Origin of the sequence: Klebsiella michiganensis, from assembly GCA_000963575.1 — a bacterium.
GTDB classification, from domain to species: domain Bacteria; phylum Pseudomonadota; class Gammaproteobacteria; order Enterobacterales; family Enterobacteriaceae; genus Cedecea; species Cedecea michiganensis_A.
In genome coordinates this window covers 3,849,913-3,865,409 of the sequence record CP011077.1, presented here as the reverse complement: position 1 = coordinate 3,865,409, position 15,497 = coordinate 3,849,913, and the positions used below count along the sequence as shown (strand labels likewise).

13 protein-coding genes and 1 pseudogene are annotated in these 15,497 nt (G+C 55.9%); 10 read left to right on the top strand and 4 right to left on the bottom strand.

All coding sequences use genetic code 11. From position 1 onward, the window contains the following. Positions 1-8: 8 nt before the first annotated feature. On the top strand, positions 9-2,171 hold the full coding sequence (uvrD, locus tag VW41_17825; protein AJZ90750.1) for a DNA-dependent helicase II: 2,163 nt from the start codon (positions 9-11) through the stop codon (positions 2,169-2,171). 371 nt (positions 2,172-2,542) lie between these two features. After that, positions 2,543-3,493, top strand: coding sequence for a magnesium transporter CorA (locus tag VW41_17820; GenBank protein AJZ90749.1), 951 nt, complete (start codon positions 2,543-2,545; stop codon positions 3,491-3,493). Positions 3,494-3,525: 32 nt separating this feature from the next. On the opposite strand, the gene VW41_17815 is transcribed toward VW41_17820, so the two are convergent. Both VW41_17815 and VW41_17810 read right to left on the bottom strand, forming a co-directional pair. Beyond that, positions 3,526-4,428 (bottom strand): chloramphenical resistance permease RarD, encoded by a 903-nt coding sequence (locus VW41_17815; GenBank protein ID AJZ90748.1) that lies wholly within the window; start codon positions 4,426-4,428, stop codon positions 3,526-3,528. A gap of 52 nt (positions 4,429-4,480) precedes the next feature. Further along, a complete protein-coding gene (locus VW41_17810) occupies positions 4,481-4,951 on the bottom strand; it encodes a hypothetical protein (GenBank protein AJZ90747.1) in 471 nt (156 codons plus the stop codon). A gap of 167 nt (positions 4,952-5,118) precedes the next feature. Between VW41_17810 and VW41_17805 the strand changes: the two genes are divergently transcribed. The 3 genes from VW41_17805 (at position 5,119) to VW41_17795 (ending at position 8,563) form a co-directional block, all read left to right on the top strand. After that, a complete protein-coding gene (locus VW41_17805; protein ID AJZ90746.1) occupies positions 5,119-5,985 on the top strand; it encodes a phospholipase A in 867 nt (288 codons plus the stop codon). Positions 5,986-6,048: 63 nt separating this feature from the next. Then, entirely contained in the window at positions 6,049-7,878 is a 1,830-nt protein-coding gene (locus VW41_17800) for an ATP-dependent DNA helicase RecQ (GenBank protein AJZ90745.1), read from the top strand. A gap of 64 nt (positions 7,879-7,942) precedes the next feature. Then, positions 7,943-8,563: a threonine transporter gene (locus VW41_17795; protein ID AJZ90744.1), complete on the top strand. Its 621-nt coding sequence runs from the start codon at positions 7,943-7,945 to the stop codon at positions 8,561-8,563. Here the strand turns inward: VW41_17795 and rhtB are convergent, their stop codons facing one another. Beyond that, a complete protein-coding gene (rhtB, locus tag VW41_17790; GenBank protein ID AJZ90743.1) occupies positions 8,564-9,184 on the bottom strand; it encodes a homoserine transporter in 621 nt (206 codons plus the stop codon). A gap of 100 nt (positions 9,185-9,284) precedes the next feature. Here rhtB and VW41_17785 point away from each other — a divergent pair, with 100 nt between their 5' ends. The 3 genes from VW41_17785 to VW41_17775 all read left to right on the top strand — a co-directional run bounded on the left by VW41_17785 (position 9,285) and on the right by VW41_17775 (position 12,122). Then, entirely contained in the window at positions 9,285-10,277 is a 993-nt protein-coding gene (locus VW41_17785; GenBank protein ID AJZ90742.1) for a lysophospholipase L2, read from the top strand. 27 nt (positions 10,278-10,304) lie between these two features. Then, positions 10,305-11,111, top strand: coding sequence for a hydrolase (locus VW41_17780; protein ID AJZ90741.1), 807 nt, complete (start codon positions 10,305-10,307; stop codon positions 11,109-11,111). A gap of 111 nt (positions 11,112-11,222) precedes the next feature. Then, positions 11,223-12,122, top strand: a complete 900-nt coding sequence (locus VW41_17775; protein ID AJZ90740.1) for a membrane protein — start codon at positions 11,223-11,225, stop codon at positions 12,120-12,122. On the opposite strand, the gene VW41_17770 is transcribed toward VW41_17775, so the two are convergent. Then, positions 12,010-12,606 (bottom strand): hypothetical protein, encoded by a 597-nt coding sequence (locus VW41_17770; GenBank protein ID AJZ90739.1) that lies wholly within the window; start codon positions 12,604-12,606, stop codon positions 12,010-12,012. The genes VW41_17775 and VW41_17770 overlap by 113 nt on opposite strands. 63 nt (positions 12,607-12,669) lie before the next feature. Here VW41_17770 and VW41_17765 point away from each other — a divergent pair. Next, positions 12,670-12,987, top strand: a pseudogene (locus VW41_17765) (hypothetical protein). A 215-nt stretch (positions 12,988-13,202) separates the two neighbouring features. Further along, positions 13,203-15,464 (top strand): 5-methyltetrahydropteroyltriglutamate--homocysteine methyltransferase, encoded by a 2,262-nt coding sequence (locus tag VW41_17760; GenBank protein ID AJZ90738.1) that lies wholly within the window; start codon positions 13,203-13,205, stop codon positions 15,462-15,464. The last annotated feature ends 33 nt before the right edge of the window (positions 15,465-15,497 follow it).

Below are 15,497 nucleotides of genomic sequence, written 5' to 3'. Positions count from 1 at the left end.
CGGTGCCAATGGACGTTTCTTACCTGCTCGACAGCCTCAACGACAAACAGCGCGAAGCGGTTGCCGCCACGCGCAGCAATATGCTGGTGCTGGCCGGGGCGGGCAGTGGTAAGACTCGCGTGCTTGTGCATCGCATTGCGTGGTTGATGACGGTCGAAAACTGCTCTCCATACTCCATCATGGCGGTGACCTTTACCAATAAAGCGGCGGCGGAAATGCGCCACCGTATTGGTCAACTGATGGGCACCAGCCAGGGCGGCATGTGGGTTGGCACCTTCCACGGCCTGGCTCACCGCCTGTTGCGTGCGCACCATATGGACGCCAACCTGCCGCAGGACTTTCAAATTCTCGACAGCGAAGATCAGCTTCGCCTGCTGAAACGCCTGATTAAAGCGATGAACCTGGACGAGAAGCAGTGGCCGCCTCGCCAGGCGATGTGGTACATCAACGGCAAAAAAGACGAAGGCCTGCGCCCGCATCACGTTGAAAGCTACGGTAACCCGGTGGAGCAAACCTGGCAGAAGGTATACCAGGCCTATCAGGAGGCGTGCGATCGCGCCGGGCTGGTTGACTTCGCCGAGCTTCTGCTGCGCGCCCACGAACTGTGGCTGAACAAGCCGCATATCCTGAACCATTACCGCGAACGCTTCACCAACATCCTGGTGGACGAATTCCAGGACACCAACAGCATTCAGTATGCGTGGATCCGCCTGCTGGCCGGTGATACCGGCAAAGTGATGATCGTGGGCGATGATGACCAGTCGATCTACGGCTGGCGCGGGGCTCAGGTGGAAAATATTCAGCGCTTCCTGAACGACTTCCCGGGGGCGCAAACTATACGCCTGGAGCAAAACTACCGCTCGACGAACAACATTCTGAATGCGGCCAACGCCCTGATCGCCAATAACTCTGGCCGCCTCGGCAAAGAGCTGTGGACCGACGGCAGCGACGGCGAACCAATCTCGATTTACTGCGCCTTCAACGAGCTGGACGAAGCCCGTTTCGTGGTCAATCGTATTAAAACCTGGCAGGAAAACGGCGGCGCGCTGGAACAATGCGCCATTCTGTATCGCAGCAACGCCCAGTCGCGCGTGCTCGAAGAGGCGCTGCTGCAGGGCAGTATGCCGTACCGTATTTACGGCGGTATGCGCTTCTTCGAACGCCAGGAAATCAAAGATGCACTCTCCTATTTGCGCCTGATAGCCAACCGCAATGATGATGCGGCCTTTGAACGCGTGGTGAATACGCCAACCCGCGGGATAGGCGATCGCACGCTCGACGTTGTACGCCAGACCGCGCGCGACCAGCAGCTAACGCTGTGGCAATCTTGCCGCCTGCTGCTGCAGGAAAAAGCGCTGGCCGGTCGTGCGGCGTCGGCCCTTCAGCGCTTTATGGAGTTGATTGACGCCCTCGCCCATGAAACGGCGGATATGCCGCTGCACGTCCAGACCGATCGGGTGATTAAAGATTCCGGGCTGTTCATGATGTATGAGCAGGAAAAAGGCGAGAAAGGCCAGACCCGCATTGAAAACTTAGAAGAACTGGTGACGGCCACGCGGCAGTTCAGCTACAACGACGAAGACGAAGATTTGATGCCGCTGCAGGCGTTTCTCTCGCATGCGGCGCTGGAAGCAGGTGAAGGGCAGGCAGATACCTGGCAGGATGCGGTGCAGCTGATGACGCTGCACTCGGCAAAAGGCCTGGAGTTCCCGCAGGTGTTTATCGTGGGGATGGAAGAAGGCATGTTCCCAAGCCAGATGTCTCTCGACGAAGGCGGGCGCCTGGAAGAAGAGCGCCGTCTGGCATACGTGGGGGTGACCCGGGCGATGCAAAAGTTGACGCTGACCTATGCGGAAACGCGCCGCCTGTATGGCAAAGAAGCCTATCATCGCCCGTCACGCTTTATCGGTGAGCTGCCAGAAAACTGCGTGGAAGAGGTTCGCCTGCGCGCAAGTATTAGCCGGCCGGTCAGCCATCAGCGTATGGGCACACCTATCGCACAGAACGATTCTGGCTTCAGCCTGGGGCAGCGCGTACGTCATCCTAAGTTCGGCGAAGGAACCATCGTGAATCTGGAAGGCAGCGGGGAGCACAGCCGCCTGCAGGTGGCGTTTCAGGGGCAGGGAATAAAGTGGTTAGTCGCCGCTTATGCGCGTCTGGAAACAGTGTAAGTCACAGAAATTAATTACAATTTTTCACGGGTGGGCTACCCTTAATATGTCACTGGCATGAACTTGTTCAGCCGTGTCCCGTTGCGTGTTGACGCCATATTAGTGGTGGCGTAACATGCGCGCACGAATACGCTAAGAGGACACTCGCCTTGGACACACCCAGTAGATGCTGGCTCAATAACCTGTCATCCAGGTACAACTTCTAAGGCTATCCTCTGATGCTGATAGCCTTCGTGGTTGTCAGCGACCTCGTGTATTTTCATTCCGTCGCCCCTTGAGTCAGACTGTTTAATGGTCTGAAACCTCAGTTGTTTCTGTTTGTGTGCCAACCGAATTGTCCCTGATCTTTTTTTGCATTGGGAGTCCCGGTCATGCTGAGCGCATTTCAACTGGAAAATAATCGCCTTGCCCGCATTGAGCTGGACGAGACGGATACCCTTGCCAATTCGGTATGGGTCGATCTCGTTGAGCCCGAAGAGAGCGAGCGAGAGCGTGTGCAAACGGAACTTGGGCAAAGCCTGGCAACCCGACCAGAGCTGGAAGACATCGAAGCGTCCGCGCGTTTTTTTGAGGACGAAGACGGGCTTCACATCCACTCCTTTTTCTTCTTTGAAGATGCAGATGACCACGCCGGTAACAGCACGGTTGCATTTACCATTCGTGAAGGCCGTTTGTACACGCTGCGTGAACGTGAGCTGCCTGCGTTTCGTCTTTACCGCATGCGCGCCCGTAATCAGTCGATGGCGGACGGCAACGCATGGGAGCTGCTGCTGGACCTGTTTGAAACCAAAATCGAACAGCTGGCGGATGAAATCGAAAATATTTATAGCGACCTGGAGCAGCTAAGCCGCGTTATTATGGAAGGGCATCAGGGCGATGAATACGATGCTGCGCTTTCAACGTTGGCGGAGCTGGAGGATATCGGCTGGAAGGTTCGCCTGTGCCTGATGGATACCCAGCGAGCGCTGAACTTCCTGGTGCGTAAAGCCCGTTTACCTGGCAGCCAGCTGGAACAGGCCCGCGAAATCCTGCGAGACATCGAATCCCTGCTGCCGCACAACGAATCTTTGTTCCAGAAGGTGAACTTCCTGATGCAGGCGGCGATGGGCTTTATCAACATCGAACAGAACCGTATCATCAAGATCTTCTCGGTGGTCTCGGTTGTCTTCCTGCCGCCGACGCTGGTGGCATCCAGCTACGGGATGAACTTCGAGTTTATGCCTGAGCTGAAGTGGAGTTTTGGCTACCCCGGCGCGATTATCTTTATGATGCTCGCCGGCCTGGCGCCCTATCTCTACTTTAAGCGTAAAAACTGGTTGTAAGAAAAAGGAGCCTAAGGGCTCCTTTTTCACGTCTATTTCAGCGATGTTACTCGCGCGCGCCGCTGAGTATAAATCGCATCGGCGATAAACAGCCCCAGCGCCGCCCAGATAAAGCCAAAAGTAATCAACTTATCTTGGGTGACCACTTCGTCGTAAAACGTCACTGCCAGCAGGAACATCAGCGTTGGCCCCAGATACTGGAAGAAGCCCAGCGTTGAAAGGCGCAAGCGGGTAGCGGCCGCTGTGAAGCAAAGCAATGGCACCGTGGTGATCACCCCGGCGGCAATAAGCATCAGGTTCAGCGTCCAGGGGTTCATCCCCATATGGCTGGTGGCGCTGTCGGCGATGCCAAACAGATAAATACCCGCGATCGGCAGTAGCCACAGCGTTTCGAACAGCATCCCGGTTTGTGCATCTACGGCAATCTTTTTACGGATCAGGCCATAGAAAGCAAAGCTGAAGGCCAGGCCCAGGCCGATGATCGGCAGCGAGCCGAAAGTCCAGAGCTGAACCAGCACGCCACAGAAGGCCAGCAGCACAGCGAACCACTGCATCCGCCGGAAGCGTTCCCCCAAAAAGAGCATCCCCAGCAGCACGTTCACTAACGGGTTAATGAAGTAGCCCAGGCTGGCTTCCAGCATGTGATGATTATTCACCGCCCAGATATAAAGCAGCCAGTTACCGCCAATGAGCACGGCGCTTAACGCCAGCGCGAGGATCTTTTTACGGTTCTGGCAGGAGCGTTTCACCTGCGGCCATTGGCGGCAGACGGTGATCAGCGCCAGCATAAAGAAGAATGACCAGATAACGCGGTGGGTCAGGATCTCTGTCGCCGGTACGTAGTGAATCAGTTTGAAATATACCGGCGCGATACCCCAGATAAAGTAGGCCGTCAGGGCAAGTAAGATCCCCTGACGTGTCTGTTTCGGATCCATGAAGAAAACTCAGCAAAAAAATAGTGAGCAAATAATAACAGGGTTTACATCCTTACCCTACCATGTAGGTAGCCGTTGCGCTGGCAATGTGCAGCTGGTCCTGGTTATGAAGTTCTACGCGTGCCACCGCCACTTTATTACCGGCGCGTAGCAGGCTGCTGCTGGCCGTGAAGCGCTCTCCGCGGCCCGGACGCAGATAATCTACGCGCAAATCGATGGTGCCCATTTTTGACAGGCGCTGGCGAAGCTCGTCTTCGGTGATGGTGTCATGGCGCGTCAGCGTGCTGCCTACGCAGACCAGGCCTGCCGCCACGTCAAGCGCGGAGGCGATAACGCCGCCGTGCAAAATACTTTGCGCCCAGTTGCCCACCATCATCGGTTGATTATTAAAGCTCAGTTGGGCGAACGCTTTTTCGTAGCGCTCCAGCTCCAGGCCAAGCGCACGGTTGAAAGGCATGTGATACACGAAGATTTCGCCCACCAGCTTGAGGGCGGCTTCTGTGGTGAGTACAGGGGAAGACATCGTTCATTCCTCGAACAAAAAGTGAATAAGTTAACAAGGTGTTTAGTTTATGCTTCTCAATTGTTGCTTTCCACTTTCGGAACCGCAGGGGCGTGCTTTGGGGCATCCTGCTGTAAAATGTTTGGCGATAAATATTTAGACACTTTTTGTTATGGAGAACGGGACTAATGCTGAAACCTCTGGGGTGGGGAGTAGCCGCGATGCTACCTTTGACTGCCTTCGCACAAGAAACCACCATTGATAAAATCCACGACAAGCCCGCGGTGCGCGGCAGTATCATTGCTAATCTGCTGCAGGAACACGACAATCCCTTCACGCTGTACCCGTACGACACGAATTACCTGCTATACACCTGGACCAGCGATATGAATAAAGAGGCGATAAGCTCCTACGACTGGGCCAGCAACGCGCGTAAAGACGAGGTGAAGTTCCAGCTAAGCCTGGCCTTCCCGCTGTGGCGCGGTATTCTGGGCGATAACTCCGTGCTGGCGGCCTCCTATACCCAGAAATCCTGGTGGCAGCTTTCTAACCGCAATGAATCTTCACCGTTTCGTGAAACCAACTACGAGCCTCAGTTATTCCTCGGTTTTGCAACGGATGCAACCTTTGCGGGCTGGACATTGCGAGACGTAGAGTTTGGCTATAACCACGACTCAAACGGTCGTTCTGACCCGACCTCTCGCGGCCGGAACCGCCTTTACACCCGGCTGATGGCACAAAACGGTGACTGGCAGGTTGAAGTGAAACCCTGGTATGTGGTGGGCAGCGTTGAGGACAACCCGGACATCACCAAATACATGGGCTACTACCAGCTTAAGGTTGGCTATGCGCTGGGTGAGGCGATTTTCAGCGTGAAGGGACAATACAACTGGAACAGCGGCTACGGCGGGGCAGAATTTGGCGTGAGCTACCCGATCTCGAAAAACGTGCGTTTCTATACCCAGGTCTACAGCGGCTACGGCGAATCGCTCATCGATTACAACTTTAACCAGACACGGGTTGGCGTAGGCGTTATGCTAAACGATCTTTTCTAAAGCATTGCAGTTTCTCTTCCAGGCGCTGAAAATGGCGCCTGAATTTTAGGTAGTGGGGATAGCGTGGCACAGGCGGAAGTAATCAATCAGGCGTCGCTGGCGAGACAGGTTCTGCAGGATACCTTCGGGTATCAACAGTTTCGTCCGGGCCAGGAAACCATCATCGATACGGTGCTGGAGGGGCGTGACTGCCTGGTGGTGATGCCGACCGGGGGCGGTAAATCCCTGTGCTATCAAATCCCCGCGCTGGTGTTTGGCGGCCTGACCGTGGTGGTTTCCCCGCTGATTTCCCTGATGAAAGACCAGGTTGATCAGCTGCTGGCGAACGGCGTGGCGGCGGCCTGTCTTAACTCCACCCAAACTCGCGAACAACAGCTGGAAGTGATGACCGGCTGTCGCACCGGGCAAATTCGCCTGCTGTATATCGCGCCTGAGCGCCTGATGATGGACAACTTCATCGACCATCTCAGTAACTGGCAGCTTTCGATGGTGGCGGTGGACGAAGCACACTGTATTTCGCAGTGGGGGCACGATTTCCGCCCGGAATATGCCGCGCTCGGGCAGCTTCGCGAGCGGCTGCCTGCGGTGCCGTTTGTTGCGCTGACGGCCACGGCTGACGACACTACCAGGCTTGATATTGTGCGCCTGCTGGGGCTCCACGAGCCGTTCATCCAGATCAGCAGTTTTGACCGACCGAATATCCGCTACATGCTGATGGAGAAGTTTAAACCGCTCGATCAGCTCACTCGCTATATTCAGGAGCAGCGCGGCAAGTCCGGGATTATTTACTGCAATAGCCGGGCAAAAGTGGAAGACATCGCCGCCCGACTGCAAAGCAAAGGCATCAGCGCCGGCGCCTATCACGCGGGACTGGAGCATCAGGTACGCGGCGAAGTGCAGGAAAAATTCCAGCGTGACGATCTGCAAATCGTGGTCGCGACCGTCGCTTTCGGCATGGGCATCAACAAGCCGAACGTACGTTTTGTCGCCCACTTCGATATCCCCCGTAATATCGAATCTTACTATCAGGAAACCGGCCGTGCCGGGCGTGATGGCCTGCCTGCGGAAGCGATGCTGTTTTACGATCCGGCGGATATGGCCTGGCTGCGTAAATGTCTTGAAGAAAAAGCCCCGGGACAGCTGCAGGACATTGAGCGCCACAAGCTCAACGCCATGGGCGCCTTTGCCGAAGCGCAAACCTGTCGCCGCCTCGTGCTGCTGAACTACTTCGGCGAAGGTCGCCAGCAGTCTTGCGGCAACTGCGATATCTGCCTCGATCCGCCTCGTCGCTATGACGGTCTGATGGACGCGCAAAAAGCGCTGTCCTGCATTTACCGCGTCGGCCAGCGCTTTGGGATGGGCTACGTAGTCGAAGTCCTGCGCGGCGCCAACAACCAGCGAATTCGCGATCTTGGCCACGACAAACTGAAGATTTACGGTGAAGGCCGCGAACACACGACGGAACACTGGGTCAGCGTGATTCGCCAGCTCATCCACCTCGGCGTGGTGACGCAAAATATCGCCGCTCACTCCGCGCTGCAGCTGACGGAAGCAGCACGTCCTTACCTGCGTGGTGAGGAGCCGCTGATGCTGGCGGTGCCGCGAGTCGTGGCTATTAAGCCGCGCGCCAGCCAGAAAGTCTTTGGCGGTAATTACGATCGCAAGCTGTTCGCCAAACTCAGAAAGCTGCGCAAATCCATTGCGGATGAAGAAAACATCCCGCCGTATGTGGTGTTTAACGATGCAACGCTGATTGAAATGGCTGAGCAGATGCCGCTGTCGCCAGGCGAGATGCTGGGTATTAACGGGGTGGGGACGCGTAAACTTGAGCGCTTTGGCCGCCCGTTTATGACGCTGATTCGCGACCACGTTGACGGCGTGGATGAAGAGTAGCCTGCCGCGAGGAAAAGTGGCAGGATAATGACTCTTCGAATTATCTGCACGCGAGCTATTCCCTATGTTAATGCTATTTCTGACCGTGGCGCTGGTGCACATCGTTGCCCTGATGAGCCCGGGTCCTGACTTTTTCTTTGTTTCCCAGACAGCCGTAAGCCGCTCTCGCAAAGAGGCGATGATGGGCGTGCTGGGCATTACCGCTGGCGTTATGGTTTGGGCGGGCGTGGCGCTACTTGGCCTGCACCTGATCCTCGAAAAAATGGCCTGGCTGCATAACATCATCATGGTCGGCGGCGGGCTGTATCTTTGCTGGATGGGCTATCAGATGCTGCGCGGCGCATTCAAGAAAGAAACTACAGGCGAAGAAGCCCCGAAAGTCGAGCTGGCGAGCGGCGGGAAGAGCTTTGTGAAAGGGCTGCTGACGAACCTGGCTAACCCGAAAGCGATTATCTACTTCGGCAGCGTGTTCTCGCTGTTTGTTGGCGACAACGTTGGCAGCGCTGAGCGCTGGGGCCTGTTTGTGCTGATCGCGATTGAAACCTTCGCCTGGTTCACTATTGTGGCGAGCCTGTTCGCATTACCAAAAATGCGCCGCGGCTATCAGCGCCTCGCCAAATGGATCGACGGTATGGCGGGCGCTCTGTTCACCGGATTTGGTATTCACCTGATCATCTCCCGATAATCAGGCCTGGCGCGCGCCGGCAAGCAGCGCGCCAACCAGCATAAACAGCGAGCCAAAGACCCGGTTCAAGGCTTTCATCTGGTGCGGCCCCTTAATCCAGGCGGCAATCCGTTTGGCCAGGGTCGCGTAGCCAATCATCACGATGATATCGACGACTACCGTTGTCACACCGAGCACGACGTACTGCATCGCCTGGGGCTGATGTGGGGCGATAAACTGTGGGAAGAGGGCGGCCAGAAACACGATGCTTTTCGGGTTTGTCAGGTTAACAAACACTGCTCGTTTAAACAGTTTGCTGCGCGGCTGCGCCGTGGCAAGGGTGTTTAAATCCAGTGCGCCTGCGGCTCTCCATTGCTGGATCCCCAGCCAAATAAGATAGGCAACCCCCGCCCACTTCAGCACTTCAAAGGCCAGCAGCGAGCGTGAAAACAAGGCCCCAAGCCCAACGCCGACTAGCACAATATGCAGCGCCAGCCCGGTTTGCAGCCCGGTAATTGACGCTGCCGCACCGCGATAGCCGTGGCTAATGGCGGTGGTCATGGTATTGATGGCACCGGAGCCGGGGGAAAGGCTAAGAATTATTGTGGTTAGCAGATAGGTAAACCACCACTCGAAGGTCATGCGAAACTCCCTGAACGCGCGCTTTTATGCCACAATACGCTATTGTTGATAAGCGTGCCACGGGCCATAAAAAAACCATAGATACCTGATGCCGACCCCTATGTCTCAGCATAAAAATGGATGGTTAGAACGGGAAGGCGCATTTGCTGCTTTTGCCACGGGTCCACTGACGGACTTTTGGCGCAAGCGGGAAGAGCGCGAATTTACCGGCGTGGATGACGTGTCGGTTCGCTACGTTCGCTTTTGTTCGGCGCAGCACGATCGCGTGATTGTTGTCTGCCCTGGCAGAATTGAAAGCTACGTGAAATACGCTGAGCTAGCCTATGACCTGTTCCACTGCGGCTTTGATGTTTTGATCATCGACCACCGGGGGCAGGGGCGTTCAGGGCGCATGCTGTCAGACACCCACCGTGGCCACGTCGTCAACTTTAGTGATTATGTCGAAGATTTTGACCGTTTTTACCAACAGGAAGTGGCGTCAGGGCACTGGCGTAAACGCTATCTGTTGGCCCACTCAATGGGCGGCGCCATTGCCGCGTTATGGTTACAGCAAGCCCCGGACGCCTTTGATGCAGTCGCGCTCTGCGCTCCGATGTTTGGTATTACGCTGCGCTGGCCGGAATGGATGGTGCGCCATATTCTTGACTGGGCCGAAGGGCATCCACGTATTCGGGAAGGATACGCCATCGGGACGGGCCGCTGGCGCGCGCTGCCGTTTAGCGTTAACGTCCTGACCCACAGCGAAGAGCGGTACCGCCGCAGCCTGCGTTTTTATGCTGATGAGCCAGCATTACGGGTAGGCGGGCCAACCTTCCATTGGGTTCGAGAAGGGATCCTCGCCGGAGAAAAGGTGTTAGCAGGAGCCACTGCCATCACCACGCCGATCTTTTTACTCCAGGCAGAAGAGGAGCGAGTGGTAGATAACCGCGCGCACCAGCAATTCTGCGAAATTATGGCCGCGGCGGGCCACCCTTGTGAGGGGGAAACACCTTACGTCATTGAAGGCGCGTATCACGAGATCCTGTTTGAGAAGGACGCTATGCGAGCCAGAGCCTTGTCTGCCGTGCTTGAGTTTTTCGACCGGCATAACTAATTGAATATATCTCTTCAGAGGATCTCTATGTACCACGTCGTTGCTTCAGATTTAGATGGCACTTTGCTGTCTCCCGATCATTTCCTCTCCGCTTACGCGAAAGAAACGTTAAAACTGCTCACCGCTGAAGGCGTTAACTTTATTTTTGCCACCGGCCGACACCATATCGATGTGGCGCAAATTCGCGACAATCTTGAGATCAAGGCGTACATGATCACCTCGAACGGCGCTCGCGTGCATGACACTGAGGGTAATCTGTTCTTCTCTCACGATCTCGACCACGACATCGCCCAGGATCTGTTTGGCGTGGTGCATAACAACCCGGACATCGTGACCAACGTCTACAAAGGTGACGAGTGGTTTATGAACCGTCACCGTCCGGAAGAGATGAAATATTTCCAGGAAGCCAAATTCAGCTACACCCTGTTTGAACCGGGCCTGCTGGAAGCCGACGGCGTCAGCAAAGTGTTCTTCACCTGCGACGATCACGATACGCTGCTGCCGCTGGAGCAGGCGATCAACGCCCGCTGGGGCGACCGCGTGAATGTCAGTTTCTCGACGCTCACCTGTCTGGAAGTGATGGCGGGCGGCGTTTCCAAAGGGCACGCGCTGGAAGCAGTCTCGAAAGCGATGGGTTACAGCCTGAAGGATTGCATTGCCTTCGGCGACGGCATGAATGACGCAGAAATGCTGAGCATGGCGGGCAAGGGCTGTATCATGGGCAACGCTCATCAGCGCCTGAAGGATCTGCTGCCGGAGCTGGAAGTGATTGGCACCAACGCCGACAACGCCGTGCCGCACTATTTGCGCAGGTTGTTCCTCAAGGCTGAATGATCGGCAACTGATGAGTGGTTTATTAGTGACCACTCGTCAACTAAATAGTTAAGCCGATGTAGCCTCCTCCCAGTACAATGGCGCAATCTTGTTCGTTGCGGATTGCTCATTGTGCCATTACTCATCATTACCACGATTCTGTGGGCCTTCTCTTTTAGCCTGATCGGCGAATATCTTGCCGGGCATGTGGACAGCTATTTCTCGGTGCTGATGCGCGTCGGCCTGGCAGCCCTGGTGTTTCTGCCATTTCTGCGTTTCAAGGGCTACCAGCTTAAAACTCTGCTGCTGTACATGCTGGTGGGGGCGCTACAGCTGGGCGTAATGTACCTCTTCAGCTTCCGCGCTTATCTTTATCTCACGGTATCTGAATTCCTGCTTTTCACGGTAATGACGCCGCTGTACGTCACGCTTATCTACGATTTGCTGAGTGGTAATAAACTGCGCTGGGGTTATGCGCTAAGTGCGGGGCTGGCGGTGATTGGCGCGGCGATTATTCGCTACGACAAAGTGAGCGATCATTTCTGGATCGGCCTGCTGCTGGTGCAGGGGGCGAATATCTGCTTTGCCATCGGCATGGTGGGCTACAAGCGCCTGATGGAAACACATCCGATGCCGCAGCACTGCGCGTTTTCGTGGTTCTATCTTGGCGCGTTTATTGTTGCCATTGTGGCCTGGTTTGCGCTCGGCAACCCGCAAAAACTCCCCACAACGACGTTACAGTGGGGGATTTTGGTCTGGCTTGGCGTGGTAGCTTCCGGGCTGGGTTATTTTATGTGGAACTACGGCGCAACTCAGGTGGACGCCGGCACGCTCGGGATCATGAACAACGTGCATGTCCCGGCCGGGCTGCTGGTGAATCTTGCCATCTGGCAAGAGCAGCCTCACTGGCCGAGTTTTATCATTGGGGGAACGGTGATAATGGCCTCGCTGTGGGTACATCGCCGGTGGGTCGCTCCGCGTTCTTCACAAACGGTAAATGGTCGCAGGCATGCTGGCGCGTCGAACGAATAAACGCTTCGGTCACCGGCTGGCGCTGTTCGCCGTCTCGAACGGCGGCGTACAGGCGGCTCCATAACCCTTCACCCAGGGTCCTGGTGACAATCAGGCCCTGGTGCTCAAAGCTTTCCACCACCCAGTGCGGCAGTGCGGCAATCCCCATCCTCGCCGACACCATCTGAATCAGCAGTAGTGTGTTATCGACGCTTTTCAACGCCGGGCTGATCCCGGCAGGCTGCAGGAAATTGCGCCAGATATCCATACGTTCACGCTGCACCGGATAGATAAGCAGCGTCTCAAGCGTTAAATCGTCAGGCTCAATACTGTCTTTCTTCGCCAGCGGGTGGTCGGTCGCCATCACCAGGCGCACTTCAAAATCAAACATCGGTGAATAATGCAGCCCGCTGCGCGGCAGAATGTCGGAAGTCAGTACGATATCCAGCTCACCCTGCTGCAGCGCAGGCTGAGGATCAAACGTTACGCCGGATTTAAAGTCCATTTCCACCTGCGGCCAGTGCTGGCGGAAGTTCTCCAGCGCAGGCGTTAGCCACTGAATGCAGCTGTGACATTCAATCGCAATGCGCAGCCGGGTCTGGTGCGGCTCATTACAGGCCTGCAGGGCGCGGCCAATCTGCGGCAACACTTGTTCCGCCAGCTGCAGCAAGATCTCCCCCTGCGGCGTGAAGCGAAGTGGCTGACTTTTACGGATAAACAGGCGGAAGCCGAGCCGCTGTTCCAGATCGCTGAACTGGTGAGAGAGGGCCGACTGAGTCTGATGCAGGGCGGCAGCAGCGGCGGCCAGCGAACCGCTGTGTCGTAACGCTTGCAGCGTCCGCAGGTGTTTAATCTCGATCATGAAAGTCCTTCACTTCGGCATGAACAAATTGCGCTTGAGGATTATACAGTACCTGCTGATTATAGAAGTGTAAACATCTGGACGTCTAAATCCAGCGTCTTTCGAATTTATGGCGCGTTGGTTTTACTCACTTACACCGGTCACTTACTTATGTTAGCTCCCGGTGATAAGCGAGCTTACCGCCTTCCCTAAATCCGAAATCCATCTGGATTAAGCTTATAAAATAAAGAGGCGATAATATGACAATCCATAATCACACCCTGGGGTTCCCTCGCGTCGGCCTTAAGCGCGAGTTGAAAAAAGCACAGGAAAGCTACTGGGCAGGGAATACCTCCCGCGAAGAATTACTGGCGGTTGGCCGCGAATTGCGTGCCCGCCACTGGGACCAACAAAAACAAGCTGGCGTTGAATTACTGCCGGTGGGCGACTTCGCCTGGTACGACCATGTTCTGACGACCAGCCTGCTGCTCGGTAACGTGCCGGCTCGTCATCAGAACAAAGACGGCAGCGTCGATATCGATACGCTGTTCCGCATCGGCCGTGGCCGGGCACCAACCGGTGAGCCCGCCGCGGCCGCGGAAATGACCAAATGGTTCAACACCAACTATCACTATATGGTGCCGGAGTTCACCAAGGGACAGCAGTTCAGCCTGACCTGGACGCAGCTTTTGCAAGAGGTCGATGAGGCGCTGGCGCTGGGCCATAAGGTGAAACCAGTGCTGCTCGGCCCGGTGACTTACCTGTGGCTGGGCAAAGTGAAAGGCGAGCAGTTTGACCGCCTGAGCCTGCTGAAAGATATTCTGCCGGTATACCAGCAGGTGCTCGCTGAGCTTGCGAAGCGCGGCATTGAGTGGGTACAAATCGACGAGCCTGCACTGGTGCTGGAGCTGCCAAAAGCCTGGCTGGAGGCCTTTAAACCTACCTACGATGCGCTGACCGGTCAGGTGAAGCTGCTGCTTACCACCTACTTCGAAGGTGTGGGGCCAAACCTGGACACCATCACCGAGCTGTCGGTGCAGGGTCTGCACGTTGATTTCGTGCACGGCAACGATGACGTGAACGACATCCATAAGAAGTTGCCTGCAAACTGGCTGCTGTCCGCGGGCGTCATCAACGGGCGTAACGTCTGGCGGGCCGATCTGACCGCAAAACATGCTCAGTTAAAAGATCTGGTGGGTAAACGTGCGCTGTGGGTGGCTTCATCCTGTTCTCTGTTGCACAGCCCCATTGACCTGAGCGTAGAAACTCGCCTCGATGCCGAAGTTAAAAGCTGGTTTGCTTTTGCCCTGCAGAAATGTGCCGAACTTTCACTGTTGACTGAGGCGTTAAACAGCGGGAATACCGCAAAAATTGCTGAATGGAGCACACCTATCCAGGCTCGTCGTCAGTCTAAGCGTGTGCACAATGCCGCTGTCAGCGAGCGTCTGGCTAAAATTACCGCTCAGGACAGCCTGCGCCAGAATGCGTATACCGCCCGTGCGGCGGCACAGCGTGAACGCTTCAACCTGCCAGCCTGGCCAACGACGACCATCGGTTCCTTCCCGCAAACGACAGAAATTCGTGGCCTGCGCCTGGACTTCAAAAAAGGCAAGCTGGACGCCAGCAACTATCGCACCGGTATTGCTGGGCATATCAAGCAGGCGATTGTTGAGCAGGAACGTCTGGGCCTGGACGTGCTGGTACACGGCGAAGCCGAGCGTAACGACATGGTGGAGTATTTCGGCGAACATCTGGACGGCTTCGTGTTTACTCAGAACGGCTGGGTACAGAGCTACGGTTCACGCTGCGTTAAGCCACCGATTGTTATCGGCGACATCAGCCGCCCAGAGCCGATCACCGTTGAGTGGGCCAAATATGCGCAATCCCTGACCGACAAACCGGTTAAAGGCATGCTGACCGGCCCGGTCACAATTCTTTGCTGGTCCTTCCCGCGGGAAGATGTTTCCCGCGAGACTATCGCGAAGCAGATAGCGCTGGCCCTGCGCGATGAAGTGGCTGACCTGGAAGCCGCAGGTATCGGTATTATCCAGATTGATGAACCCGCTCTGCGCGAAGGTTTGCCGCTGCGCCAGTCCGACTGGCAGGCTTATCTGAAATGGGGCGTCGAAGCCTTCCGCCTGAACGCCGCCGTGGTGCGAGATGACACCCAAATCCACACCCACATGTGCTACTGCGAGTTCAACGACATCATGGACTCAATCGCGGCGCTGGATGCGGACGTAATCACCATCGAAACTTCGCGGTCCGATATGGATCTGCTGGAGGCGTTTAAAGAGTTTGAGTACCCGAACGAAATCGGGCCAGGCGTATACGACATTCACTCTCCAAACGTTCCGGATGTGGAATGGATTGAGGCGCTATTGAAGAAGGCGGCGGAGTCCGTCCCGGCAGAGCGTCTATGGGTTAATCCAGACTGTGGGCTTAAAACCCGTGGCTGGCCAGAAACCCGTGCGGCGCTGGCTAACATGGTGCAAGCGGCGCAGAACCTGCGCAGCGCTTGACGCTAAACACAAGGGGGCTATATCAGCCCCCTT

What these genes read in the sequence shown, in the direction of transcription:
- uvrD (AJZ90750.1), top strand. Translation starts at nt 9, where the DNA reads ATGGACGTTTCTTACCTGCTCGACAGCCTCAACGACAAACAGCGCGAA.
- VW41_17820 (AJZ90749.1), top strand. Translation starts at nt 2,543, where the DNA reads ATGCTGAGCGCATTTCAACTGGAAAATAATCGCCTTGCCCGCATTGAG.
- VW41_17815 (AJZ90748.1), bottom strand. Translation starts at nt 4,428, where the DNA reads ATGGATCCGAAACAGACACGTCAGGGGATCTTACTTGCCCTGACGGCC.
- VW41_17810 (AJZ90747.1), bottom strand. Translation starts at nt 4,951, where the DNA reads ATGTCTTCCCCTGTACTCACCACAGAAGCCGCCCTCAAGCTGGTGGGC.
- VW41_17805 (AJZ90746.1), top strand. Translation starts at nt 5,119, where the DNA reads ATGCTGAAACCTCTGGGGTGGGGAGTAGCCGCGATGCTACCTTTGACT.
- VW41_17795 (AJZ90744.1), top strand. Translation starts at nt 7,943, where the DNA reads ATGTTAATGCTATTTCTGACCGTGGCGCTGGTGCACATCGTTGCCCTG.
- rhtB (AJZ90743.1), bottom strand. Translation starts at nt 9,184, where the DNA reads ATGACCTTCGAGTGGTGGTTTACCTATCTGCTAACCACAATAATTCTT.
- VW41_17785 (AJZ90742.1), top strand. Translation starts at nt 9,285, where the DNA reads ATGTCTCAGCATAAAAATGGATGGTTAGAACGGGAAGGCGCATTTGCT.
- VW41_17780 (AJZ90741.1), top strand. Translation starts at nt 10,305, where the DNA reads ATGTACCACGTCGTTGCTTCAGATTTAGATGGCACTTTGCTGTCTCCC.
- VW41_17770 (AJZ90739.1), bottom strand. Translation starts at nt 12,606, where the DNA reads ATGGACTTTAAATCCGGCGTAACGTTTGATCCTCAGCCTGCGCTGCAG.
- VW41_17760 (AJZ90738.1), top strand. Translation starts at nt 13,203, where the DNA reads ATGACAATCCATAATCACACCCTGGGGTTCCCTCGCGTCGGCCTTAAG.